Source organism: Streptomyces fuscichromogenes, from assembly GCF_014645815.1.
Classification (GTDB): Bacteria; Actinomycetota; Actinomycetes; order Streptomycetales; family Streptomycetaceae; genus Streptomyces; species Streptomyces fuscichromogenes.
Genome location: NZ_BMML01000002.1, coordinates 510800 through 533553, shown reverse-complemented (window position 1 = coordinate 533553; position 22754 = coordinate 510800). Strand labels below are relative to the sequence as shown.

21 protein-coding genes are annotated in these 22754 nt (G+C 72.9%); 5 read left to right on the top strand and 16 right to left on the bottom strand.

Annotated elements, in window-relative coordinates; genetic code table 11:
• Nucleotides 1-31 precede the first annotated feature (31 nt).
• Together IEZ11_RS06140 and IEZ11_RS06135 are read left to right on the top strand one after the other, a co-directional pair.
• On the top strand, nucleotides 32-1342 hold the full coding sequence (locus IEZ11_RS06140) for an ammonium transporter (RefSeq protein WP_189261533.1): 1311 nt from the start codon (nucleotides 32-34) through the stop codon (nucleotides 1340-1342).
• Nucleotides 1339-1677: a P-II family nitrogen regulator gene (locus IEZ11_RS06135; RefSeq protein ID WP_089106759.1), complete on the top strand. Its 339-nt coding sequence runs from the start codon at nucleotides 1339-1341 to the stop codon at nucleotides 1675-1677. Before IEZ11_RS06140 ends, IEZ11_RS06135 begins: the two co-directional genes overlap by 4 nt.
• On the opposite strand, the gene IEZ11_RS06130 is transcribed toward IEZ11_RS06135, so the two are convergent.
• The 9 genes from IEZ11_RS06130 to IEZ11_RS06090 all read right to left on the bottom strand — a co-directional run bounded on the left by IEZ11_RS06130 (nucleotide 1571) and on the right by IEZ11_RS06090 (nucleotide 9892).
• The gene (locus IEZ11_RS06130) at nucleotides 1571-2632 is read right to left on the bottom strand and encodes a WxL protein peptidoglycan domain-containing protein (RefSeq protein ID WP_189261532.1); all 1062 of its coding nucleotides are present in this window, start codon (nucleotides 2630-2632) and stop codon (nucleotides 1571-1573) included. The two genes, IEZ11_RS06135 and IEZ11_RS06130, sit on opposite strands and share 107 nt — an antisense overlap.
• Nucleotides 2633-2728: 96 nt before the next feature.
• On the bottom strand, nucleotides 2729-4063 hold the full coding sequence (locus tag IEZ11_RS06125) for a beta-xylosidase (RefSeq protein WP_189261531.1): 1335 nt from the start codon (nucleotides 4061-4063) through the stop codon (nucleotides 2729-2731).
• Nucleotides 4064-4219: 156 nt separating this feature from the next.
• Nucleotides 4220-4705, bottom strand: a complete 486-nt coding sequence (locus IEZ11_RS06120; RefSeq protein ID WP_373294836.1) for a hypothetical protein — start codon at nucleotides 4703-4705, stop codon at nucleotides 4220-4222.
• A 436-nt stretch (nucleotides 4706-5141) separates the two neighbouring features.
• A complete protein-coding gene (locus tag IEZ11_RS06115; RefSeq protein ID WP_189261530.1) occupies nucleotides 5142-5492 on the bottom strand; it encodes a cytidine deaminase in 351 nt (116 codons plus the stop codon).
• An 83-nt stretch (nucleotides 5493-5575) separates the two neighbouring features.
• Entirely contained in the window at nucleotides 5576-6595 is a 1020-nt protein-coding gene (locus IEZ11_RS06110) for a S66 family peptidase (RefSeq protein WP_189261529.1), read from the bottom strand.
• 43 nt (nucleotides 6596-6638) lie between these two features.
• Complete coding sequence (locus IEZ11_RS06105; protein WP_189261528.1) at nucleotides 6639-6998, bottom strand: MmcQ/YjbR family DNA-binding protein; 360 nt, start codon at nucleotides 6996-6998, stop codon at nucleotides 6639-6641.
• Nucleotides 6995-8296, bottom strand: a complete 1302-nt coding sequence (locus IEZ11_RS06100; protein WP_189261527.1) for a hemolysin family protein — start codon at nucleotides 8294-8296, stop codon at nucleotides 6995-6997. The genes IEZ11_RS06105 and IEZ11_RS06100 overlap by 4 nt, the downstream gene beginning before the upstream one ends.
• A gap of 16 nt (nucleotides 8297-8312) precedes the next feature.
• The gene (ybeY, locus tag IEZ11_RS06095; RefSeq protein WP_189261526.1) at nucleotides 8313-8810 is read right to left on the bottom strand and encodes an rRNA maturation RNase YbeY; all 498 of its coding nucleotides are present in this window, start codon (nucleotides 8808-8810) and stop codon (nucleotides 8313-8315) included.
• Between the two features lie 14 nt (nucleotides 8811-8824).
• On the bottom strand, nucleotides 8825-9892 hold the full coding sequence (locus tag IEZ11_RS06090; RefSeq protein ID WP_189261525.1) for a PhoH family protein: 1068 nt from the start codon (nucleotides 9890-9892) through the stop codon (nucleotides 8825-8827).
• Nucleotides 9893-10144: 252 nt separating this feature from the next.
• Between IEZ11_RS06090 and IEZ11_RS06085 the strand changes: the two genes are divergently transcribed.
• Complete coding sequence (locus IEZ11_RS06085) at nucleotides 10145-10837, top strand: FAD binding domain-containing protein (RefSeq protein WP_189261524.1); 693 nt, start codon at nucleotides 10145-10147, stop codon at nucleotides 10835-10837.
• 240 nt (nucleotides 10838-11077) lie between these two features.
• On the opposite strand, the gene IEZ11_RS06080 is transcribed toward IEZ11_RS06085, so the two are convergent.
• The 3 genes from IEZ11_RS06080 to IEZ11_RS06070 form a co-directional block, all read right to left on the bottom strand.
• On the bottom strand, nucleotides 11078-12253 hold the full coding sequence (locus tag IEZ11_RS06080; RefSeq protein ID WP_189261523.1) for a carbohydrate kinase family protein: 1176 nt from the start codon (nucleotides 12251-12253) through the stop codon (nucleotides 11078-11080).
• A 96-nt stretch (nucleotides 12254-12349) separates the two neighbouring features.
• On the bottom strand, nucleotides 12350-13639 hold the full coding sequence (locus IEZ11_RS06075) for a glucarate dehydratase family protein (protein WP_189261522.1): 1290 nt from the start codon (nucleotides 13637-13639) through the stop codon (nucleotides 12350-12352).
• On the bottom strand, nucleotides 13636-14586 hold the full coding sequence (locus IEZ11_RS06070; RefSeq protein ID WP_189261521.1) for a 5-dehydro-4-deoxyglucarate dehydratase: 951 nt from the start codon (nucleotides 14584-14586) through the stop codon (nucleotides 13636-13638). Before IEZ11_RS06070 ends, IEZ11_RS06075 begins: the two co-directional genes overlap by 4 nt.
• A gap of 92 nt (nucleotides 14587-14678) precedes the next feature.
• Between IEZ11_RS06070 and IEZ11_RS06065 the strand changes: the two genes are divergently transcribed.
• Both IEZ11_RS06065 and IEZ11_RS06060 read left to right on the top strand, forming a co-directional pair.
• Nucleotides 14679-15455, top strand: coding sequence for an IclR family transcriptional regulator (locus IEZ11_RS06065; protein ID WP_189261520.1), 777 nt, complete (start codon nucleotides 14679-14681; stop codon nucleotides 15453-15455).
• A gap of 337 nt (nucleotides 15456-15792) precedes the next feature.
• Nucleotides 15793-17016: an MFS transporter gene (locus IEZ11_RS06060; RefSeq protein ID WP_229712820.1), complete on the top strand. Its 1224-nt coding sequence runs from the start codon at nucleotides 15793-15795 to the stop codon at nucleotides 17014-17016.
• 56 nt (nucleotides 17017-17072) lie between these two features.
• Here the strand turns inward: IEZ11_RS06060 and IEZ11_RS06055 are convergent, their stop codons facing one another.
• From IEZ11_RS06055 to IEZ11_RS06040, 4 genes are all read right to left on the bottom strand, one after another.
• Nucleotides 17073-18077, bottom strand: a complete 1005-nt coding sequence (locus IEZ11_RS06055; protein WP_189261519.1) for an adenosine deaminase — start codon at nucleotides 18075-18077, stop codon at nucleotides 17073-17075.
• A gap of 20 nt (nucleotides 18078-18097) precedes the next feature.
• Nucleotides 18098-19003: a ribonuclease Z gene (locus IEZ11_RS06050; RefSeq protein ID WP_189261518.1), complete on the bottom strand. Its 906-nt coding sequence runs from the start codon at nucleotides 19001-19003 to the stop codon at nucleotides 18098-18100.
• A gap of 6 nt (nucleotides 19004-19009) precedes the next feature.
• On the bottom strand, nucleotides 19010-19363 hold the full coding sequence (locus tag IEZ11_RS06045; RefSeq protein WP_189261517.1) for a histidine triad nucleotide-binding protein: 354 nt from the start codon (nucleotides 19361-19363) through the stop codon (nucleotides 19010-19012).
• 115 nt (nucleotides 19364-19478) lie between these two features.
• Nucleotides 19479-22712, bottom strand: coding sequence for a S41 family peptidase (locus tag IEZ11_RS06040; protein ID WP_189261516.1), 3234 nt, complete (start codon nucleotides 22710-22712; stop codon nucleotides 19479-19481).
• Between the last annotated feature and the right edge of the window lie 42 nt (nucleotides 22713-22754).

Here is a 22754-nt window from a genome sequence, read left to right as displayed (position 1 = left end):
TGACGAGCCCCGACCGACGTTGGAGACGCCCGTGTTCCTCTCCGCCGCGCACGCAGACACCGGCGACACCGCCTGGCTGCTCGCCGCCACCGCCCTGGTTCTGCTGATGACCCCGGGGCTGGCCCTGTTCTACGGCGGCATGGTCCGCACGAAGAGCGTCCTCAACATGCTGATGATGAGTTTCGTGTCGATCGCCCTGGTCACGGTGGTGTGGCTGGCGGGCGGATACACGCTCGCCTTCGGGGACGACCTCGGGGCCGGGCTCCTCGGCGGCCTCTCCCACGCGGGCATGCGCGGCCTCGGCCCGGACAGCGTCCAGGGCACCGTCCCGACCCTCCTGTTCGCCACCTTCCAGCTGACCTTCGCGATCGTCACGGCCGCGCTGATCAGCGGCGCGATCGCGGACCGGGCGAAATTCGGGGCCTGGCTGGTGTTCGTCCCCGTCTGGGCGCTGCTCGTATACGTTCCGGTCGCGCACTGGGTGTGGGGCCCGGGTGGCTGGATCGCGCACCACCTCGGCGCCCTCGACTTCGCCGGCGGGCTGCCCGTCGAGATCACCTCCGGCGCTTCCGGTCTCGCCCTGTGCCTGGTCCTCGGCCCACGGCTCGGTTTCAGGAAGGACGCCATGCGGCCGCACAACCTGCCGATGGTGATCCTGGGCGCCGGTCTGCTCTGGTTCGGCTGGTTCGGCTTCAACGCCGGCTCGGCGATGGGCGCGAACGGGCTCGCCGCCGCCGTCTTCCTGAACACCCTCGCCGCCGGCTGCACCGGCCTGCTCGGCTGGCTCTTCGTCGAGCAGAAGCGCGACGGCCACCCCACCACCCTGGGCGCGGCCTCCGGCGCGGTCGCCGGCCTGGTCGCCGTCACCCCGTCCTGCGGCTCGGTCTCGCTGCTCGGCGCGCTGGTCGTCGGCCTCGCCGCGGGCGTGGTCTGCTCCTACGCGGTCGGCTGGAAGTTCAAGCTGGACTACGACGACTCGCTGGACGTCGTCGGCGTTCACCTGGTCGGCGGAATCATCGGCACCCTCCTGATCGGCCTGTTCGCCGAGAAGGCGATGACCGGCGGCGCCGAGGGCCTCTTCTACGGCGGCGGGCTCGCCCAGCTCGGCAGGCAGGCGGTGGCGGTGGTGGCCGTCGCGGCGTACGCGTTCGCGGTGACGTACGGCATCGGCAGGCTGCTCGACCGGGTGATGGGTTTCCGGGCGGCCGAGGACCAGGAGCACACCGGCCTGGACCTTACGGTGCACGCCGAGACGGCTTACGATCACGGGGTCCTGGGCCACGGCGCCCCGGTCGCCCACTCCGTCCTCCCCACCGCCCAGAAGGTCAAGAGCCAGCCATGAAGCTCATCACCGCCGTCGTCAAGCCCTACCGTCTCGACGCGGTGAAGACCGCGCTCCAGGAGCTCGGTGTGCACGGTCTGACCGTGACCGAGGCCAGCGGGTACGGCAGGCAGCACGGCCACACCGAGGTGTACCGGGGCGCCGAGTACCGCGTCGACCTGGTCCCCAAGGTCCGGATCGAGGTCGTCGTCGAGGACGCCGACGCCGAGCCCGTGATCGAGGCGGTCGTCAAGGCCGCGCAGACGGGGAAGATCGGGGACGGGAAGGTGTGGGCGGTGCCGGTGGAGACGGTCGTACGGGTGCGGACGGGCGAGCGCGGTCCCGACGCCCTCTGAGCAGCGGCGGCAGACCCCGGCCGCCCCGGCGGGTCCGGGCGAACAGCGCGCCGCCCGCCGCCCCGGCGACGAAGACCAGCAGCACCACCAGCCACGGCAGGGCGAGGAACGACGTGCTCGCCGACTCCTCGGTGCCGGTCGCGCTGACCGTCAACGTCACCTTCCCCCAGTCGAGCTGGGGTGCGCTCGGCCAGCGCGCGGTGAGCTTGACCCGCTCCCCCGGCAGCAGCTGGGAGGGGATCTCGGTGAGGTCGCGGCTGAGCAGCGTCCGGCCGAACAGGCCCTCCGCCCGCAACCGCACCTTCGGGTCGAGGGTGACGTTCCCGGTGTTGTGCAGGGTGTAGGAGATCGTCGCGGTGCTGGCGCCGAGGCCGGGCACGAGCGGCTGGTGATGGCTGAGGTGCACGTTCTCGACGGCCAGGGCCGGCAGCGTGGGCCCGCTCACCCGCAGGTAGACACGGGCGCCGACCGCCCGCTGCACGCCGAGGGCCAGCGACCCGGCGCCCGGGTCGACCTTCTCGTCCAGCGCGACGATCGCCCCGGGATGGTCACCGGGCTCGGCCCCCTTGGGCACCCGCAGGGTGAAGGGAACGGTGACCGTCCGGTGCGGCGGGACGGTGACCCGGGCCTTCCCGATCTTCGCCCAGGCCCCCACCCCCCGCATCCTCTCCTTCACGGTCCGGACGGCGAAGCCGCCGTCCCGCGCGGTGTTGTAGGCGTCGGCCGCGTACAGCCGGAAGGTGAGCGGCTTGCCGGTCTTGTTGGCGACGGCCACCTTGTCGGTGATCGTCTGCCCGGGATCGAGGGAGAGATAGAAGTACGGCCGCGCCGCGATCTTCGAGGCGACCGGGTACACGGACCAGCTGCCGTTGTCGGCGGCGCGCGCGGGACCCGCCGTGCACAGGACGCCGAGGATCAGGCTCAGGAGGAGGACATACGGCTTGGCGCGACGCATGGGTGCGGACCCCCGGTCGGAAGCGGGTCGGTGACGACCGGGTCTTTCACTGCTCGAAAGCCCGGTCGTCACAAGGGAGTTGAGTTGGCAGTCGGCTCAGGTGAGCGTCAGGGTCAGGACTCCGGAGTACGACCCCGGAGGCGTGAACGCCGGTACGTCCAGGGAGAGTCCGGCGTCGACCGTGAACTCACCGCCGGCGAGCGTGGCGTCCGGGGTCGACGCGAGGGTCGCTCCGGAACTGCCGACGGTGCCCGCGGAACCGGCCGCACAGGTGCTGGGGCTGCCCGACTTGGTCGCGCAGCTCGGGGTCCAGCTCAGCTTCCCGGCATCGATCTTGGCGCCGGGACCGGTGAAGTCGGTGACCTTGCCGGTGAGCGACCAGCCGGCCGGCCCGCCACGGAAGTCCTTGACGGTGACGGTCTGCAGGTTGCCCGTGGACGCCCCGCCCTGCCCGAAGTCGACCGCCGACAGCGCGACGGAGTCCCCGGCCTGGGACATGGACAGGGTCCCCGCCTTGACGGTGGTCGTCAGCTTCTGGCTCCCGTCGGGAATCGGCGTGGTGTCGTTGACGACGTAGGCGGCAGGTCCCGCCCCCGTGTCAGCGCTCCACGCGCTCCCCTCGTAGGCCACGATCCCGGTCGTCGTCTTGTCGTTGACGGTGATCGGAGCGCTGAAGGAGCCGTCGGAGCCCGCGGTGGCCGTCGCCGTGTCCGCGGTCTGGGTGTCCCCGGACCGCCCGGCGAGGGTCACGGTCGCCCCCGGCGTGAAGTTCTTCCCGCTGACGGTCACGCTGTCACCGGGGTTGCCGGAGGCCTTGTCCAGGCTGATGGCACGGCTGTTGACCGGAGTGGTCGAGGTCGCCGTGACGGTCTGCGACACCGGGGCGGGCGGGTTGGTGACCGTGCACGGGGTGTCCAGCTCCAGGATGTAGCTGGTGTGGATGTTGTAGTCGCTGGGCGAGAGCGTGATGGCGCCCGGCGAGGTGACCGTGAACGTCCCGGTCATGGAGAACGACGGGAAGACGCCGTACCCCGGCACCGGATCGTTCTTCTGCGGCCCGGTCACCGTCACGTCACCGGTCTGCGCCCCGCCGAGCGTGACCTTCCCCGTCGGCGTCATGATGTCGGCCGGCAGGGCGAGCGCGGTGGGGTTGTTGGCGGCGGGCGTGACCACGGTGTAGGTCACGGTGACCGTGTCGCCGACCTTGGGGGTGGTGTTGTCCACCGAGATGTTGGCGGTGGTGGTGCCGTCGATCGGCGGGAGGCCCGCGATGGCCGGCGGGATGCAGTGCGTGGCGAAGTCGACGTTCGTCCCGGCGGCACCGGCCGGACAGGCCAGCGCGCCGCCCGCCGTGACCGCGAGCGCGGTCGCCCCGAACAGTGAGATCCAGCGCCACCGTCGGGATCTTCGTGATCTTGGGGGTGAACCCATGGAAGCCCCCTCCTGAGGGTTGCGGGCGCAGCGGCTCCTCTGCGCCGACAGGGGGCCATTGATGTGGAGGGCGCGTGAGAAGTCAATGGAGATGCCGCAGAAACCTGACGACTCATCAGGTCCTGCGGCATCCGGAAGGAACCGCTCACCCTACGACTAGGGGTACGTGGTGAAGACGAACGGTCCGGGCGACTGGGCGGCGCTGGACGTACAGGTGACGGTGATGCCGAAGACGACCATCTTCAGCGAGCCCTTGTAGAAGTCCAGGCTGTCGCCGACGGCCACGGTGCCGGGGAGCGGACCGATGTCCACCGGGGCACCGGCGGCCATGGCCGGGTTCACGGTCCCGCTGAAGACCCGGTCGGAGCCGGTCGAGTTCTTCATGGTGAGTGTGGAGGTGATGCTGTTCGCCGACAGCGCGAGCGGGGTGGTGATCGCGCTGGAGGTGAGTTCGATGGTGGCCGTGGTGTTGCTGGTCTGAACCGCGGTGAGGGTGGCCGTGCCGCCGCCGAAGAGGCCGCAGCTGGCGGTGATGGTGGCGGAGGTCGGGGTGACGGCGGCGGATGCCGTGGGTGCGAAGGCCAGCGCCGTGGCGGCGAGGGCCCCCGCCGCGAGTGCCGCACCGGTGGCTATTCGTTTCATGGGGATCGGGCTCCCTTCCCGTTGCGCGGGAATGCCATGTAGGGATGGCGACCCCGGGCCGGGTGGGTGCGGACACACCGCGGGGCCGAATCTGACGGTCCGTCGGAACTTACGGTCCCATTGATGCGCGAGCGACACGGACCGACAAGGTTGAAATCTGGCCGACTGCGGAAGGGTGCGCCGACCGGGGGGCCGGGGCGCGTCGACAGCCGCGGGTGCGTGGGCGGCTGGTCGCGCAGTTCCCCGCGCCCCTTTCAGGTGGGACCAGCGCAGGCGCCTCGAAGGGGCGCGGGGAACTGCGCGCGCAACCCCCACACCCCCGCACCCGTCGACGCACCCCGGCCGCTCCGAGTCAACTCGCCCGGGTTCTCTCCCGACGGAGTCAGAGAAGGCCTCGCTGCTCGGCGGAGCGAGTCGGATGGGCGGGTGGGCGAGGTCAGGCGGGGACGGTGCGGCGTACCTCTCCGTCCGGCCCCGCCAGCAGCACCGGCGTCCCCGGCCCCCCGAGATCCCGCACCGCGGCGAGGTCCTGCGCCGAAACCCCCTCGGCCCCCGACACCACCGCCGCCGCCTCCAGCGACTCCGCCCCCGACGCCACCGCCATCGCGACCGCCGTCCGCAGCGCGCTCAGCTTCAGCGAGGCCAGTTCCACGGTCCCCGCCACATAGGTACGGCCCGTCGAGTCCCGTACCGCCGCCCCCTCGGGCACCCCGTTGCGGGCCCGGGCCGAGCGGGCCAGGGTGACGATCTTGCGGTCCTCGGGGTCAAGCGCGTTGCTGTCGGTCATGCCCCCGAGCATACGAACAACCCGCCCCGGCACCGCTCTCCTCCCCCTGTCCCCGGACTGAGTCAGTCTGTCCCCGGACTGGGTCAGTCGAGGGTCTGGACGATCTGACTCCGGCCGGCCGTGTGCAGCACCCGCCCGCGCGCGCCGTTCACCAGCGGCAGGAACGGCGGTACATGCCCGCACTCCACGTCCGCGACGACCGGCACCCCGAGCGGCCCGAGCGCGTCGAGCACGGCCTCGTGCTGGCTGAGACTCGGGCTGTCCGGCGCCCTGGTCCGCCCGACCAGCACGGCGGCCGCCCGGTCGAAGAACCCGGCGAGCCGCATGCCGTGCAGGTTCCGGCAGATGGTGAACGCGTTGTCCTCGCACGCCTCGACATAGACCAGCAGCGGTTCGTCCCCGGCGAAGCCGGCGGTGTCCAGGTACGGCGTCCCGGCGAGGTTGGCGAGGGTCTCGGTGCAGCCGCCGATCAGCCGGCCCTCGACGTCCACGTCCCCGTGCCCGTCGAGCCGGGTCCAGCCGCCCTCGCCGTCCAGGGTGAGGTCCCGGATGCCGGGCTCCCCGATCCAGTCGTCCCGCCCCGCGACCCGGTACCGCCCCGGCGGGGTCTGGGCGAACGGCTTGCCCTGCGGCGCGGCCACCACGTCCAGCCAGGACAGCAGCCCGTCCGGCGGCAGGTAGGGCGTCTCCATCAGGCAGTTGCCGTGCACGGTCGCGACCCCGGTGCGCAGGGTCAGCGGGGTGATGAGGGTCGACAGGTCCGAGTAGCCGACGACCCAGGTCGGTTCGGCCCGCCCGAGGGCCTCGAAGTCCAGCAGCGGGAGGAGGTCGATCCCCGTCTCACCGCCCCACGGGGGTACGACGGCCCGGACCGTCGGGTCGGTCAGCATCGCGGTGAGCTCGGCGGCGCGCTCGGCGGCCGGTGCGCTGAGGTGCGTGGCGCCGTCCATGCACCGGCCGGTCACCACCTCGTACCCGCGCTCCTCGACCGTGCGGACCGCCGCGTCGAGCCGTCCGCGAAGCACCTCGGGCACCCCGCTGGACGGGGAGGTCACACCGACACGGTCACCGGGGCGCAGCGGGCGCGGGTATCTGATGCTCATACGGCACATCCGACCGCTCGAGGGCCGCCACGGGCAACCGGGTTTACGGCCGGTCCAGGCGCAGCCGCTCCGCTCTCGGCAGGCCGGCGACGACGAGGTCGTACGAGTCCTCGATCAGTTCCCTGACGAGCCGCTCGGGCAGGTCGCCGTCCACGGTCACGGTGTTCCAGTGCCGCTTGTTCATGTGGTACCCCGGCGCGATCGCCCCCTCGTGCTCACCGCGGAGCCGGATCGCGTCCTCGGGGTCGCACTTGAGGTTGACCTTGAGGGGCTCGGCGTCCATCCAGCTGAGCGCGAACATCTTGCCGAGCACCTTGAAGACCGAGATGTCCGGATTGAAGGGGAAGTCCTCCTCGGCCGCGTTGAAGGAGAGGCAGAACGCACGCAGCTGGTCCGGGGTCACTGCGCGTCGTCCTCCGGTTCGTCGGGCACCGGCACCGGCTCCACCAGCACCGTCACGATCTTGTTGCGGCGGCCGGCGGCGGACTCGGCGGTGAGCGCCAGACTGCGGCCGTCGGGGAGTTCGACCTGGGCGGCGGCACCGGCGATCGGCACCCTGCCGAGGGCCTTCGCGAGCAGGCCGCCGACGGTCTCCACGTCCTCGTCGTCGTACTCCTCCAGGCCGTACAGCTCGCCGAGGTCCGTGATGTCGAGGCGGGCGGTGACCCGGTAGCGGTCGTCGCCGAGGTCGGTGACGGGCGGGAGCTCACGGTCGTACTCGTCGGTGATCTCGCCGACGATCTCCTCCAGGATGTCCTCGATGGTGACGATCCCGGCCGTGCCGCCGTACTCGTCGATGACGACGGCGACGTGGTTGCGTTCCTTCTGCATCTCGCGCAGCAGGTCGCCGGCGTTCTTGGTGTCGGGCACGAAGAACGCGGGCCGCATCGCGGTGGAGACCAGGTCGGACTCGGCGTCCCGGCTGATGTGCGTCTTGCGGACCAGGTCCTTCAGATACACGATCCCGACGATGTCGTCCTCGCTCTCCCCGGTGACCGGGATCCGGGAGAAGCCCGAGCGCAGCGCGAGGGTCAGGGCGTGCCGGATCGTCTTGTACCGCTCGATGACGACGAGGTCGGTACGCGGCACCATGACCTCCCGGACGAGGGTGTCGCCGAGCTCGAAGACCGAGTGCACCATCCGGCGCTCCTCGTCCTCGATCAGGGACTCCTTCTCGGCGAGGTCGACCAGGGCGCGCAGTTCGGCCTCGGAGGCGAACGGGCCGCGCCTGAAGCCCTTGCCCGGGGTGAGCGCGTTGCCGAGGAGGATGAGGAGGTAGGGGATCGGCCCCATGATCCTCGCCAGCGGCAGCAGCACGTACGCGGCGGCCGTCGCGGTGTTCAGCGGGTGCTGGCGGCCGATGGTGCGCGGGGAGACGCCGACGGCGACGTACGACACGAGCACCATCACGCCGATCGCGGCGAGCAGCGCCTGCCAGGTGGCCGGGATCTCCTGGAGGCAGGCGTAGGTGACCAGGGCCGCGGCCGCCATCTCGCAGGCGACGCGGACCAGCAGCGCCACGTTCAGGTAGCGGGTGGGGTCGGCGGCGACCTGGGCGAGCTTGGCGCTGCCGCGCCGCCCGGACTTCACCGCCTCCTCGGCCCGGAAGCTGGAGACGCGGGCGATACCGGCCTCGGCGCAGGCGGCCAGCCAGCCGACGACGACCAGCACGACCGCGCCGAGGACGATCTGCGCACTCATACGACGACGACCCCGCCTACGAGACCGTCGGCGCCGGCGAGGGCCCGGTCAGGCCCTGCTCCCCGCGCCAGCCGTCCACGATGGCCGCCTGCAGGCCGAACATCTCGGCCTTCTCGTCGGGCTCCTCGTGGTCGTAGCCGAGCAGGTGCAGCACGCCGTGGACGGTGAGCAGCTGGAGCTCCTCGTCCATGGAGTGCTGGGTCTCGGCCTCGGCACCCTGCTTGGCGGCGACCTCCGGGCAGAGCACGATGTCGCCGAGCAGCCCCTGCGGCGGCTCGTCGTCGTCCTTCGACGGCGGCCGCAGCTCGTCCATCGGGAAGGACATGACATCGGTCGGGCCGGGCAGGTCCATCCACTGGATGTGCAGCTGCTCCATGGCGTCGGCGTCCACGACGATCACCGAGAGCTCGGAGAGCGGGTGGATGCGCATCCGTGCGAGCGCGTAGCGGGCGATGTCGAGGATCGCCTGCTCGTCGACCTCGGTTCCGGACTCGTTGTTGACGTCGATCGACATGACGCTGTGCTTGTCTACTTCCCCTTGTGCCCGGACTTCGAGCGGCCGCCCTGGGGCGTGCCGTTCTCCGTGCCGTGCTTGCTGTCGTACTTCTCGTACGCGTCGACGATACGGCCCACCAGCTTGTGCCGTACGACATCGTGGGACGTGAGACGGGAGAAGTGCACGTCCTCCAGGCCCTCCAGGATGTCCTGCACCTGGCGCAGACCGGACTTGGTGCCGCTCGGCAGGTCGACCTGGGTGACGTCGCCCGTGATCACGATCTTCGACTCGAAGCCGAGCCGGGTGAGGAACATCTTCATCTGTTCGGGAGAGGTGTTCTGGGCCTCGTCGAGGATGATGAAGGCGTCGTTGAGGGTGCGGCCGCGCATGTACGCGAGCGGCGCCACCTCGATCGTCCCGGCGGCCATCAGGCGCGGGATCGAGTCCGGGTCGAGCATGTCGTGCAGCGCGTCGTACAGCGGGCGCAGGTAGGGGTCGATCTTCTCGTAGAGCGTGCCGGGCAGGAAGCCCAGCCGCTCCCCCGCCTCCACCGCCGGCCGGGTCAGGATGATGCGGTTGACCTGCTTGGACTGCAGGGCCTGCACCGCCTTGGCCATGGCCAGATAGGTCTTTCCGGTACCGGCCGGTCCGATGCCGAAGACCACGGTGTGCTTGTCGATCGCGTCGACGTACCGCTTCTGGTTCAGGGTCTTGGGGCGGATGGTGCGGCCGCGCGAGGACAGGATGTTCTGCGTCAGAACCTGGGCCGGGGTCTCCTCCGGGCCCTCCCCGTTCTCACTCGCCCGCAGCATGGCGATCGAGCGTTCCACTGCGTCCTCCGTCATCGGCTGCCCGGTGCGGAGCACCAGCATCATCTCGTCGAACAGGCGCTGGACGAGGGCGACTTCATGGGCCTCGCCGACCGCGCTGATCTCATTGCCCCGGACGTGTATGTCGGCCGCCGGGAAGGCCTTCTCGATCACGCGCAGCAGGGAGTCGCCGGATCCCAGCACGGTCACCATCGGGTGCTGGGCGGGAACCTCGAACTGAGCTCGGGCCTGCTGCTGCGCGGGAGTGTGAGCTGTGGGTGTCTGAGTCATGGGCCGGCGCTTAAGGCCTGCGGTTCCTCCTCGTCACGGCCGCGTAGCTGAGGGCGGCCTCGCGGTATCAAGCGTACGACGCGGGGCTGACAACGCCGTAGGGCTTTTCACCGGGAAAGGCGCCCCCGCTGTTTCCGTGAGCCCTGCATGCGCTCCCGCACGCCGGGGCAGAATCCGTGCCGTCACTGCCATCACGTGGTCGGGGGGCCGCGTCCGCTCCACGCCACCTGTCCGCACAGAAAGCAGGTAGCCGTGCAGCTGCGTCTGCCCACGTCGGTGTCCGAGGCCCGGGAATGTCTGGCCGAGGGGGCGATACCCGTCGGCGGAGCGACCCTGATCTGGGCCGCGTGGCAGCGGGACGGCTTCCCGGAACAGGCGGTGTCCCTGCGGAAGGTGCCGGAGGCGACGGCGATCGGGGACGGCGTGCTCGGGGGCGCGGTCCTTCTCCACCAGGTGCTGGACGACCGGGTCCCGGAGGTGCTGCGGCAGGCGGCGAAGGGGGTCGGCACGGGGGCGGTGCGCCGGGCGGCGACGGTCGGCGGGAACATCGCCGGGTCGACGCTGCGGGACCTGCTGCCGGCGGCGATCGTGCTGGACGCGTGGGCCGACGTGCTCACGGCGGACGGGGTGGACCAGGTGGACCTGGCCGAGGTGCAGGCCAAGTCACCGGTGCTGTTGGCGCTGCGCTGGCGGGAGCCGGTGCGGGGCGCGTTCGCGAAGGTGGCGGATCCGGCGGGCGGGGAGGTGCCGACGATCGCCGCCGCGGCGGTGGACACGGAGGGTGTGCTGAGGGTCGCGGTGCGGGAGGGGTATGCGGTGAGCGGCGGTGAGGTGGGCGCCGACGGCGGCGGGGTGGAGGAACTGTTCGCCGGGGCGTTGTCCGGGGTGTCGGAGACGGGGCGGTCGCTGGTGCTTCAGCAGGTCGCCAAGGTGCGGGGAGAGTAGGCCGGGGCCGCACGGTCTCGTCGTCGGCCGCGGGCCGGTGCGGGCTTGTCGCGCAGTTCCCCGCGCCCCTTACGGGGCGCTGCAGTCGCCGCGTCTCCCCAGCCGCGGGCAGGCGTGCCGCAGGGCGATGGGGGTCCCCCCGCTCGAGCGAAGCCGAGAGTGGGGGAGGGTGGGCGCGGCGGCACCCTGTCGGCGCCGGTAGGCGAAACCCCGCCCCAGCCCCGACGCACCTGCACCCGCTCACCCCGCCCGGCCGAACCCGATCGTCGGTACCGCCCTCCGCAAGGGCCACGGCCGTACCTGGTCCTCCTCCGGTACCAGGCTCTCCAGGAACGCGTAGCGCCGCAGCGCCGCCGGGTCCTGGCCCTCGACCGACTGCACCTTGCGCCACCACGCCCCGATCTCCGACCACCCGGGGGCCGAGAGGGAGCCGCCGAACTCCTGGACGGACAGTGCCGCCGTGAGGCCCGCGAAGGCGAGGCGGTCGGCCAGCGGCCAGTCGGCGAGCGTGCCGGTGACGAAGCCCGCGACGAAGACATCGCCCGCGCCGGTCGGGTCGAGGGCCTCCACGGCGATCGCCGGGACCTCCGCGGACTCCCCGGTCCGCCCGTCGACGGCGTACGCGCCCTCCGACCCGAGGGTGACGACGGCGAGCGGCACGTGCTCGGTGAGGGCGTGCGCCGCGGCCCGCGGGCAGTCCGCGCCGGTGTACCGCCGCGCCTCCTCCGCGTTCGGCAGGAACGCCTCGCAGTGCTCCAGGTCGGCCAGGCCCGCCAGGTCCCACGCCCCGGTGTCGTCCCAGCCGACGTCGGCGAAGATCCGGGTCCCCTCGGCGGCCGCCTTCGCGATCCAGGGGTTGCGTTTGCCGGGCGTGAGGGAGGCGACGGCGGCGCGTGCGCGGGCCGGGTGGCCGGGCGCGTTCTGCTGGCGGAACAGCGTGTCGGCGGGCGGCTCGTGCCCGTGCGACACCATGGTCCGCTCCCCCTCGTACGCCATGGACACGGTGACCGGCGAGTGCCAGCCGCGTACCTTCCGGGACGGGGAGAGGTCGATGCCCTCGCCCTGGGCGAGGGCGTCCCAGCAGTACTCGCCGTAGTGGTCGTCGCCGAACGCGGCCGCGAGGGAGGTCTTCAGGCCGAGGCGGGCGAGGGCGGTGGCCATGTTGGCGACGCCGCCGGGGCTGGAGCCCATGCCCCGGGCCCAGGACTCGGTGCCGCGCACCGGCGCGGAGCCGAGGCCGGTGAAGACGATGTCGAGGAAGACGGTGCCGGTGAGGTAGACGTCCCAGGGCGGATCGTCCGGCGTGCGCAGCGCGGCCAGCGGGTCGACCTGCGCGGCGCAGTACGGTGCTGTTGCTCCCCTGTCGTCGTCGAGGTACTCCGGTTCCTCTCCGGCGAACGCGTCGGACGCGGTCACGGTGTGCTCCCTGGCGTGGTGCGGATCCGCACAGTGTGCACCATGGGGGGAGCGGAGGCGGCCGCTGTCGTCGTACGACCGCCCGAACGAGCACTCCTACCAGCGCGGTACCGCCGGTGCGGTCCACCCCGGCTCGGCCACCCGCATGGCCGCCGCGTCGTCGCGGTCGCGCAGCGTCCCGTCGTCGTCCAGCCACCGCCGGTGCAGCCGTCGCAGCCGCTCCCGGTCGAGTTCGACGCCCAGTCCCGGCGCGTCGGGGACGGCGAGCCGGCCGCCCTCGAAGACGAGCCGTTCGGTGAGGACGTCCTCGGACTGCCAGGGGTAGTGGGAGTCGCAGGCGTGGTGGAGGCCGGGGACGGTCGCGGCCACGTGGGTCATCGCGGCGAGGCTGATCCCGAGGTGGGTGTTGGAGTGCATGGAGACGCCGACGCCGAAGGTCCGGCAGACGGCGGCGAGTTGCCGGGTGTTGCGCAGCCCGCCCCAGTAGTGGTGGTCGGAGAGGATCACCTGGACGGCCCCGCGCGTGAACGCCTCCTCGATCTCGCCGAAGGTCGTCACGCACATGTTGGTGGCCAGCGGCACCCCCGTGCCCGCCGCCACCTCCGCCATCGCCGGGGTGCCGAGCGCCGGGTCCTCCAGGTACTCGAGGACGTCCCCGAGTTCCCTCGCGACCTTCAGCGAGGTCGCCACCGACCAGGCGCCGTTCGGGTCGAGGCGCAGCGGGTGGCCGGGGAACGCCTCGGCCAGCGCGCGTACGGCCGCGATCTCCTCCTCCGGCGGGAAGACCCCGCCCTTGAGCTTGAAGGAGGTGAAGCCGTGGCGCTCCGTGAAGCGGCGGGCCTGCGCCACGACCCCGGCCGGGTCGAGGGCGGCGCCCCAGTCGTCGGTCTCGGCCGGCACGCCCGCCGGATGCGCGGCCCACCGGTAGAACAGGTAGGCGCTGTACTCGACCGAGTCGCGCACCTTGCCGCCGAGCAGCGCGTGCACCGGCAGGCCGAGCGCCCTGCCGAGCGCGTCCAGGCAGGCCACCTCGAAGCCGGAGACCACGGACAGCCGCAGCTTGTCGGCGGTCTGCACGCCGCGCAGCCCGCCGACGTCGGTCTGCCCCAAGACCCGGGCCGCGTCCACGGCGACCTCGTCGGCGACCGTGAACAGCCCGTTCAGATCACTGACCTGCCGTCCCCGCAGCCGCTCGGCGAACGGCCGGGCCAGCTCCAGGTACTTGGTGTCCCCGTAGGTCTCCCCGACCCCGACCACCCCGTCCGCGGTCTCCACCTCGACGATCAGCCGGGGGGTGTACGGCTGGTGCACGCCCTGGGTGTTCAGCAGCGGCGGGTCGGCGACCAGGACGGGGGTGAGGCGGACGTCGGTGATCGTGAGGTTCACAGGGACGCTCCCACCAGGTCGAGTCCGGCGCCGAGCAGTGCCCGGAGGTCGGCCAGGTCGGCGGTGGACGGGTCGGTGAGCGGGGCGCGCACCGGACCCACCGGCCGGCCGCGCAGCCGGGCCGCCGCCTTCACCAGCGACACCGCGTATCCGGGCACCCGGTCGCGCAGTTCGGCGAACGGCACGTAGAAGCCGCGCAGCAGCTTGTCGGCGGTGCCCTGGTCGCCGCCCCGGAGGGCGGCGAAGAAGGCGTCGGCGATCTCCGGGGCGAAGGCGTGCACGGCGGAGGAGTAGGCGGGGACGCCGACGGCGGCGTAGGCGCGGGCCTGGATCTCGGCGGTGGCGGCGCCGTTGAAGAAGAGGAAGCCGTCCGGGGCGGCGAGGGTGAGCCGCTGCAGCCGGTCGAGGTCGCTGTGCCCGTCCTTGAGCCCGATGACACCGGGGACGCGGGCGATCCGCGCCAACGAGTCGGCCGTGTAGGTGACCTGGCCGCGCTGGTAGACGACGAGCGGCAGCCCGGTCCGGCCCGCGATCGCCTCGACCTGCGCGACGAGCCCGTCCTGCGGGGCGCCGACGAGGTAGTGCGGCAGCACGAGCAGGGCGTCGGCCCCGGCGTCCTCGGCGATGCGCGCGAAGCGGACGGCCTGCGCCCAGCCGTAGCCCGCCCCCGCGACCACGGGCACCCGCCCACCGGCCTCCTCGACCGCCATGCTCACGACCTGCCGGTACTCCTCCTCGTCCAGCGAGAAGAACTCCCCGGTGCCGCAGGCCGGAAAGAGCGCGCCGGGTCCGGCCGCCAGCTGCCCGGCGACGTACGCCCGGAACCCGTCCGCGTCGAGGGACCCGTCGGCACGGAACGAGGTGAGCGGGAACGACAGCACCCCGCCCGCCATGCCGTCCCGCAGCCTCCGCACCACATGCTCCGCCTGTCCGGCCACTCCAGCCATCTCCCCATGTAGATGTCATCCATGTACTGGAACCGAGACTAGGTATGCGAACGCGCCCCGTCAACGGCGCCCCGCCGCCTTAGGATCTGCACATGTCCGAGACAGCAGGCGTCCGCGAGGTGAAGTCCGCGGCGCGCACGGTGGAGCTGCTGGAACTCCTCGCGGCCCGCGGTGACCGCCCGGCCCGCCTCCAGGAGCTGGCGGACGAACTCGGCGTCCCGCGCAGCTCGATGTACGCCCTGCTCCAGACGCTGATCACCCGGGGCTGGGTCCGCACCGACACCACCGGCTCCCTCTACGGCGTCGGCATCCGCACCCTGCTGACCGGAACGAGCTACCTGGACTCCGACCCGCGCGTCCGCCTGGTACGCCCCTACCTCGACGAGGCCTCGGAGGCGCTCGGCGAGACGATCCACCTGGCCCGCCTGGACGGCCCGGACGTGGCGTACCTGGCGACCCGGGAGTCCCACGAGTACCTGCGCACGATCAGCAGGGTGGGCCGCCGCTTCCCGGCCCACGCGGGCGCACTGGGCAAGGCGCTGCTGGCGGAACGCCCGGACGCCGACCTCCCCGAGGGCCCCTGGCCGGCCCTCACCCCGCACACCCGCACCACTCCGGACGCCCTCGCCGCCGACCTGGCCGGGATCCGCGCCCGCGGCTACTCGACCGACCGCGAGGAAGGCGTCCTCGGCATCACCGGCTTCGGCTTCGCCCTGCGCTACGACACCCCGCCCCAGGACGCGATCAGCTGCTCGGTACCGACGGACCGCCTGACCCCGGAACACGAGGACCGGATCATCACGGTGATGGACGACATCCGCACCCGCATCGGATCAGCGACAACGGGCGGCACGGTCAACTGGCGCTGAGCAGCCGACCGCAGGACCGTGCGGGGGCCCCTGGAGGAGCTGACACGAGCGCCCGCGGCCGGGAAGAAGCGACGGATGCGGCGCCCCGCCAGGGGCGCGGGGAACCGCGCGAGCAACCCCCGCCCACCCGCACCCGCGACACCACCGAACCCCCACGGCGCGCGGCGCCGCTACCCGCTCCCCCGCTTCCAAAACCCCACCGTGCCCCACATCACACCCCCCGCCCTTCTTCCCTCCCCCCGCCCTTGATACAAATTCTCCGCGCGTTCCCGTCCCCCGACGGCCTACGCCCAACCCCCTTCTTGAGCCGCTCCTTTCGCATGCCCTGGGAACGCCCGTGTCCGCCCCCCGCACCACCCCCTGGCCCCTCGTCGCCCTCTTCACGGCCGGGTACCTGGCCCCGTACCTCCTCCCGACCACCGTCGGCAGGCTCGCATCGGGGCTCCCCCTCTCCGCCATCCAGGCAGGCGCCGTCGGCAGTGCCCTGCTGCTGAGTTCGGCGACGGCCGGCTTCCTCCTCGCCGCCCGGGTGGACCGCGCCGGCCCCCGCCCCCTCGCCCGCCTCGGCCTCCTCCTCGCGGTCCTCGGCTACGGCGGCGCGGCCCTGACCACCGCCGTCCCCGCGGTCGTCGCCGGCGCGGCCATCGGCGGATTCGGCTCCGGCACGATCACCGCGGTCGCCGCCACCGGCATCGCCGCCCTGGGGGTCCCCCCGCGCGAGGGTGTTCGAGCGTGGGGGAGCGACCCCCACCGCACCACCACCCTCGGCCTGCTCGGCGTCTCCGCCCTCGCGGGCGCCGTCTACCTGACGGTCCCGCACCTCGGCCCCGGCCACGCGCAGCCCCTCGCCGCGATCGCGCTCACCGCGCTCGCGGTCTGGCCGCTCACCGCCCGCCTGTCCCCCCGAACCGCCCCGGCGGCCGCCCGCACCGCCGCCGGCTCCCGGCTGCCCCACCTCCGCTCGGGCCTGCTGCTGGCCGCCGCGATGCCCTGCTGGTCCGCCGTGCAGAACTCGCTGTGGGGGGTCAGCGGCCGGATCGGCCTGACGCAGGCGCATCTCAGCGAGGCGACCGTCGGCGCGGTGTTCGCGGTGGCGCTCGGCACCGGCCTGCTCGGCGTGATCGGCGCGGGCGCCCTCGGCCCGCGGCTCGGCCGGGCCCTGCCCATCGGTCTCGGCACCGTGCTGATCGCGGGCTGTATCGCGCTCAGCGCGTCCGCCACCGACCTCACGTCCTTCGCGACCGGCGAGATCGCCTGGAACCTGCTCTACCCGGTCGTCCTGTCGTACGTCATCGGCCTCGCCGCCGCCCTCGACCCGCGGGGCCGCTGGGCGGTGCTGGTCGGGTCGGCGTCGTCGCTGGGGACGGCCGTCGGCCCGATGACCGGCAGCCTGCTGGCGGCGCGGGCCGGTTTCCCGGCGATGGGCACGGTCCTCGCGGTGGCCCTGCTGGCGGTCGCGGTGCCGCTGACGGCGGTGGCGCTGCGGCGCAGGACCACCACCGTCGCGACCGGCCCGGCACTCACCGACGGCACCGCGGTACGGCTGGACGTCGCGGCCTGAGCCGGCCCGGCGCGGTCCGCCGCGGACGGCGGACCGCGGCGCCTCCGGCGCTGTGCTCAGCCGTGGGCCTGCCCGAACTCGAACGCGTCGACCTCCGCGAGGTAACGCGCCCGCAGTTCCTCGTCGTCCTCCAGGAAGGACGCGAGGAAGGAGTTGCGGGCCAGTTCCCGCATCTGCTCCCTGGACAGACCCAGGGCGTCGCGCACGGCGTGGTAGTTGTCGGCGACGTAGCCGCCGAAGTAGGCCGGGTCGTCGGAGTTGACCGTGCACAGCAGCCCGGCATCGATCATGGCCGGAAGTGGGTGCTCGGCGAGCACGTCGACCGCGCGCAGCCGGACGTTCGACAGCGGACACAGCGTCAGCGGGATCCGCTCCCGCACCAGTCGGGCGACCAGTTCCGGGTCCTCCATGCAGCGCAGCCCGTGGTCGACGCGCTCGACGCCGAGCAGGTCCAGCGCCTCGGTGATGTACTCCGGCGGCCCCTCCTCCCCCGCATGGGCCACCCGGCGCAGCCCCAGCGCGGCCGCGGCCTCGTACACCGCACGGAACTTGACCGGCGGGTGCCCGACCTCGGCGGAGTCCAGCCCGATGCCGGTGATCCGGTCCAGGTACGGCTTCGCGGCGTCCAGCGTCCGCATCGCCGACTCGGCGGACTCGTCCCGCAGGAAGCACATGATCAGACGGGTGGAGACCCCGTGGTTCTCGACGCTGCTGCCGAGCGCCCGCCACAGGCCCCCGACGACCGTCCCCATGCCGACGCCCCGCGCGAGGTGCGCCTGCGGGTCGAAGAAGATCTCGGCGTGCCGCACGCCCTGCGCGGCGGCGCGTTCGAGGTAGGCGTTGGCGAGGTCCTCGAAGTCCTGCTCGGTGCGCAGGACGGCCATCAGCTGGTAGTAGAGGTCCAGGAAGGACTGGAGATCCTCGAACCGGTACGCCTTGCGCAGTTCGTCGGTGTCCGCGTACGGCAGCTCGACGCCGTTGCGTGCGGCGAGCCGGAACGCCAGCTCGGGCTCCAGGGTGCCTTCGATGTGGAGGTGCAGTTCTGCTTTGGGGAGGGGCATCAAAGCATGGTACGGCCGCTTCACCTGCGCTTCGGAACCGGCACTCGGAGCAGGTCGTAGGCGACGGTCAGCTCGCCCTCGTAGCCGGCGGCCCGCGCCTGCCGCTCGAAGTCCTCGGAGCCGGGGTAGCGCTGGCTGAAGTGGGTCAGCACGAGGTGCCGTACCCCCGCGTCCCGGGCGACGGCCGCCGCCTGTCCGGCGGTCAGATGGCCGTGTTCCGCGGCGAGCCGGGCGTCCTCGTCGAGGAACGTGGACTCGATGACCAGCAGGTCGCAGCCCTCGGCCAGCGCGTGCACGCCGTCGCACAGCCGGGTGTCCATCACGAACGCGCAGCGCTGGCCGCGCCGTACCTCGCTGACCTCGCCGAGGGTGACGTCCCCGAGGACACCGGTGCGCTGGAGGCGGCCGACGTCGGGGCCGGTGATGCCGTGCGCGGCGAGCCGTTCGGGCAGCATACGGCGGCCGTCGGGCTCGACGAGCCGGTAGCCGTACGACTCGACGGGGTGCGAGAGCCTCCTCGCCTCCAGCGTGTAGGACGGAGTGACCGCGAGGTCGCCGTCCGCATCGACCGGGGCCTCGGTGATGCCGACGGTCTCGCGGTAGGCGGTGGCGTACCGGAGCCGGTCGAAGAAGCGCTGTCCGGACCTCGGGTAGTGCGCGGTGACCGGGTGCGGGACCTGGTCGAGGTTGATGCGCTGGATGACCCCGGCGAGGCCGAGGCTGTGGTCGCCGTGGAAGTGGGTGACGCAGATCCGGTTCAGGTCGTGCGCGGCGACCCCGGCCCGCAGCATCTGCCGCTGGGTGCCCTCGCCGGGGTCGAAGAGGATGCCCTCGCCGTCCCAGCGCAGCAGGTAGCCGTTGTGGTTGCGGTGCCGGGTGGGAACCTGGCTGGCTGTGCCGAGGACCACCAACTCACGTACGGACACGGCAGGTCATCCGGGCGGCCACTGGAGGCCGCGGCCGCCGATGACATGGGCGTGGGTGTGCCAGACGGTCTGGCCGGCGCCGCTGCCGGTGTTGAAGACGACGCGGTAGCTCTCCAGCTTGTCCTCGTCGGCGACGGCCTGGGCCTCACGCAGTATGTCGGCGGCGATCGCGGGTTCGCCCGCGGCGAGCTCGGCCGCGTTCCTGTAGTGGACCTTGGGGATCACCAGGACGTGGGTGGGTGCCTGGGGGTTGATGTCCCGGAAGGCGACGGTGGTGTCGGTCTCGCGGACGATGGTCGCGGGGACGTGACCTGCGACGATCTTGCAGAAGAGGCAGTCGTCCTGGGGTTCCCCTGGCATGTTTTCTCCTCGCCCGGTGATCGGTTCCGGGGGCATCGTAGTCGGTTTGGCCACAGGCCGGTGGGGGCTGGTCGCGCCGCTCCCCGCGCCCCTGGGCGGGACCGGGCGCCGCTCCCTACATCGGCAACGCCGGCGGAACCTTCGCAGGCGTCGTCTCCAGTGCCTCAAGCGCGAGCCGGATGGCCTCGTCCAGCTGGGGGTCCCTGCCCGCGCCCCAGTCCTGCGGGGTCTGCACGACCTCCACGTCCGGGTCGACGCCGTGGTTCTCCACGCCCCAGCCGTAGCCCTCCAGCCAGAACGCGTACTTCGGCTGGGTGACCAGGGTGCCGTCGACCAGGCGGTAGCGGCTGTCGATGCCGATCACGCCGCCCCAGGTGCGGGTGCCGACCACCGGGCCGATGCCCAGTGCCTTGATCGCCGCGTTGACGATGTCGCCGTCCGAACCGGAGAACTCGTTCGCGACGACCACCACCGGTCCGCGGGGGGCGTCCCGCGGGTAGCTGTGCGGGCGCATGCCGCGCGGCAGGTCCCAGCCGACGATGCGCCGGGCCAGCTTCTCCACCACCAGTTGGGAGGTGTGCCCGCCGCGGTTCTCGCGGACGTCCACCACGATGCCCTCGCGGGCCATCTCCACGTTCAGGTCGCGGTGGATCTGGGCCCAGCCGGGCGCCTGCATGTCGGGGACGTGCAGGTAGCCGAGGCGGCCGCCGGACGCCGTGTGCACATGGGCCCGGCGGTCGGCGACCCAGGCGTGGTAGCGCAGCGGCTCCTCGTCCGCGACCGGGACGACGACCGGGTGGCGCAGCTCGCCGCCGCCGGCCGGGGACACGGTCAGTTCGATCGCCTTGCCGGCGGTGCCGACCAGCAGTGGGCCGGGGCCGGTCACCGGGTCCACGGGGCGGCCGGCCACGGCCACGATCGCGTCGCCGGGGCGTACCGCGACGCCGGGTGCGGCGAGCGGGGAGCGGGCGCCGGGGTCGGAGGTCTCGGTGGGCAGGATGCGGTCGATGCGCCAGCTGCCGTCCTCGTGCCGGGAGATGTCGGCACCGAGCAGGCCCTGGCGGGCGCCGCCGCCGTGGCCGCCGCGCGGGGTGACGTAGGCGTGCGAGGTGCCGAGTTCGCCCTGGACCTCCCAGAGCAGGTCGACGAGGTCGTCGTGGGTGGCGACCCGGTCGACGAGCGGGCGGTAGCGGTCGAGGACACCGTCCCAGTCGACGCCGCCGAGGTCCGGGCGCCAGAACTGGTCGCGCATGATGCGGCCGGTCTCGTCGAACATCTGCCGCCACTCGGCGGCCGGGTCGACGGTCTGCCGGACCCGGGCCAGGTCGACGGTGATGTTGGTGTCGCTGTCCTCGTCGCCCGAGGCGCGGCGGTCGCTGGGCACCACCCTGAGCTTGCTGTCGGCCCAGAGCAGGACGCGTTTGCCGTCGCCGCTGACCTCGAAGTGGTCGGCGTCGGAGGATAGGTACTCGATGCGCTGCTGGGCGAGGTCGTAGCGCTCCAGCTCGGTCTTGGGCGCCGGGTCCTCGGGGTGGGCGCGGGAGGCGCCGAGCACACCGCGCACCGGGTGGCGCAGCCAGAGCACGCCGTCCTTGGCGGCCCGGAGGGTGGAGTAGCGGCCGGCCTCGACGGGGAAGGGCACGATCCGGTCGGCGAGGCCTTCGAGGTCGATACGGGTGGCGGGGGTGCCCTCGGCGTCCGGGGTCTCGTCCTTGTCGGGGGTCTCGAAGGGGCGGCCGTGCCGCTGCGGGCCGAACGGCGAGGGGGTGGCGGCGGCGAGGGTGATCAGGTGCGGGCGGTCGCCGACCACGAAGGCCAGGTCGAAGACGTGCTCGTCGTAGACCGGGTCGAAGGAGCGGGTGGAGAGGAAGGCGAGGTGTTTGCCGTCGCGGGTGAAGGCGGGGTCGTAGTCCCGGAACCGCAGCGGGGTCGCCTCGGTGACGGTGAGGTCGGTGGTATGGGCGATGCGGAGCTGGCAGAGCCCGCCGGCGCCGGGGTGGGACCAGGCGAGCCAGCCGGAGTCGGGTGAGAAGGCGAGGCCCGAGACGTCGCCGTCCTCGCTGCGGTCGACCTCGCGGACCTCGCCCGTCTCCCGCTCGACGAGGAGCAGCCGGCCGTCGTGGGCGGCGACGGCGACCCGGCCGCCGTCCGGGGCGACGGCGAGTTCCAGGACCCGGCCGAGCCGTCCGGCGGCGATCCGGCGCGCGGTGGCGCCGGGTTCCAGGCCGGTGGCGGGGGCGAACTCCAGGGCGTCGTCGCCCTCGGCGTCCGTCACCCAGGTCACCCACTCCTCGGCGTCCACCCGGAAGGTGACGGGCAGCCGGGCCCGCACCCCGGGCCGGGCGACGAGCGCCCGCGCCGGACCCGAGCGGTGGGTCACCCAGTGCACGCCGCCGCGCACCAGGACGGCGCTGCCGCGCGCGGTGTGGTCGGGCGAGGCGTGGCTGAACCAGCGGGCCGCGTTGACGGGGTACGGCTGGCGGTCCACCCGGGACCCGCCGAGCCGGATGTCCAGGCGGCGCGGCTCGGCGCCCTCCAGGTCGTCCAGGAGCCAGAGTTCACCGGCCGAGGCGTAGACGACACGGCTGCCGTCGCTCGTCGCGTGCCGGGCGTAGAAACCGTCGAGGGGGGTGTGGCGGCGCAGGTCGGAGCCGTCGGCGAGGGAGGAGTACAGCGCGCCGGTGCCCTCGTGGTCGGAGAGGAACGCGATCCGCTCGCCGGCCCAGCAGGGGTACTCCAGGTTGCCGTCCAGCTCGGCGTGCAGCCGTACGAACCCGCCGTCGCCCTCGCCGTCCGTCCCGTCCGGCACGCCCCGGTCGATCCACAGCTTGCCCGCCGTGCCGCCCCGGTACCGCTTCCACCAGGCCGCCTCCCGTCCCATCGGCGCGGACAGCAGCACGGTGGCCGGCCCGAAGGCGACATCGCCGACGGGGCCGTACGGCAGGACGGTGGACGGGCCGCCGTCGAGCGGGACGGTGTGGGCCCAGCTGCGCCGGAGGCTGGCCTGTCCGTGGGTGGTGATCGCGAGGACCTGGCCGTCGGCGGTCCAGCCGCGCACCTGGGTGCGGGCGCTGCCCCAGTGGGTCAGGCGGGTCGAGGAGCCGCCGTCGACGGGGGCGGTGTGGATCTCGGGGGCGCCGTCGCGGGTGGAGGTCCAGGCCACCGTGGTCCCGTCGGGCGAGATACGGGGCAGGGTCACGGGGACGTTGTCGGCGCTGACCCGCCAGGCCCGGCCGCCGTCCAGGGGCGCGAGCCACACGTCGTCCTCGGCGGTGAAGGCGACCAGGTCGCCGTGGACGTGCGGAAATCGGAGGTAGGACCGCGGTCCTGTCGCTGCACCCTGAGTCACTCGCTCAGCCTATGCATCGCGGCGTGTTCCCGGTGACCGATT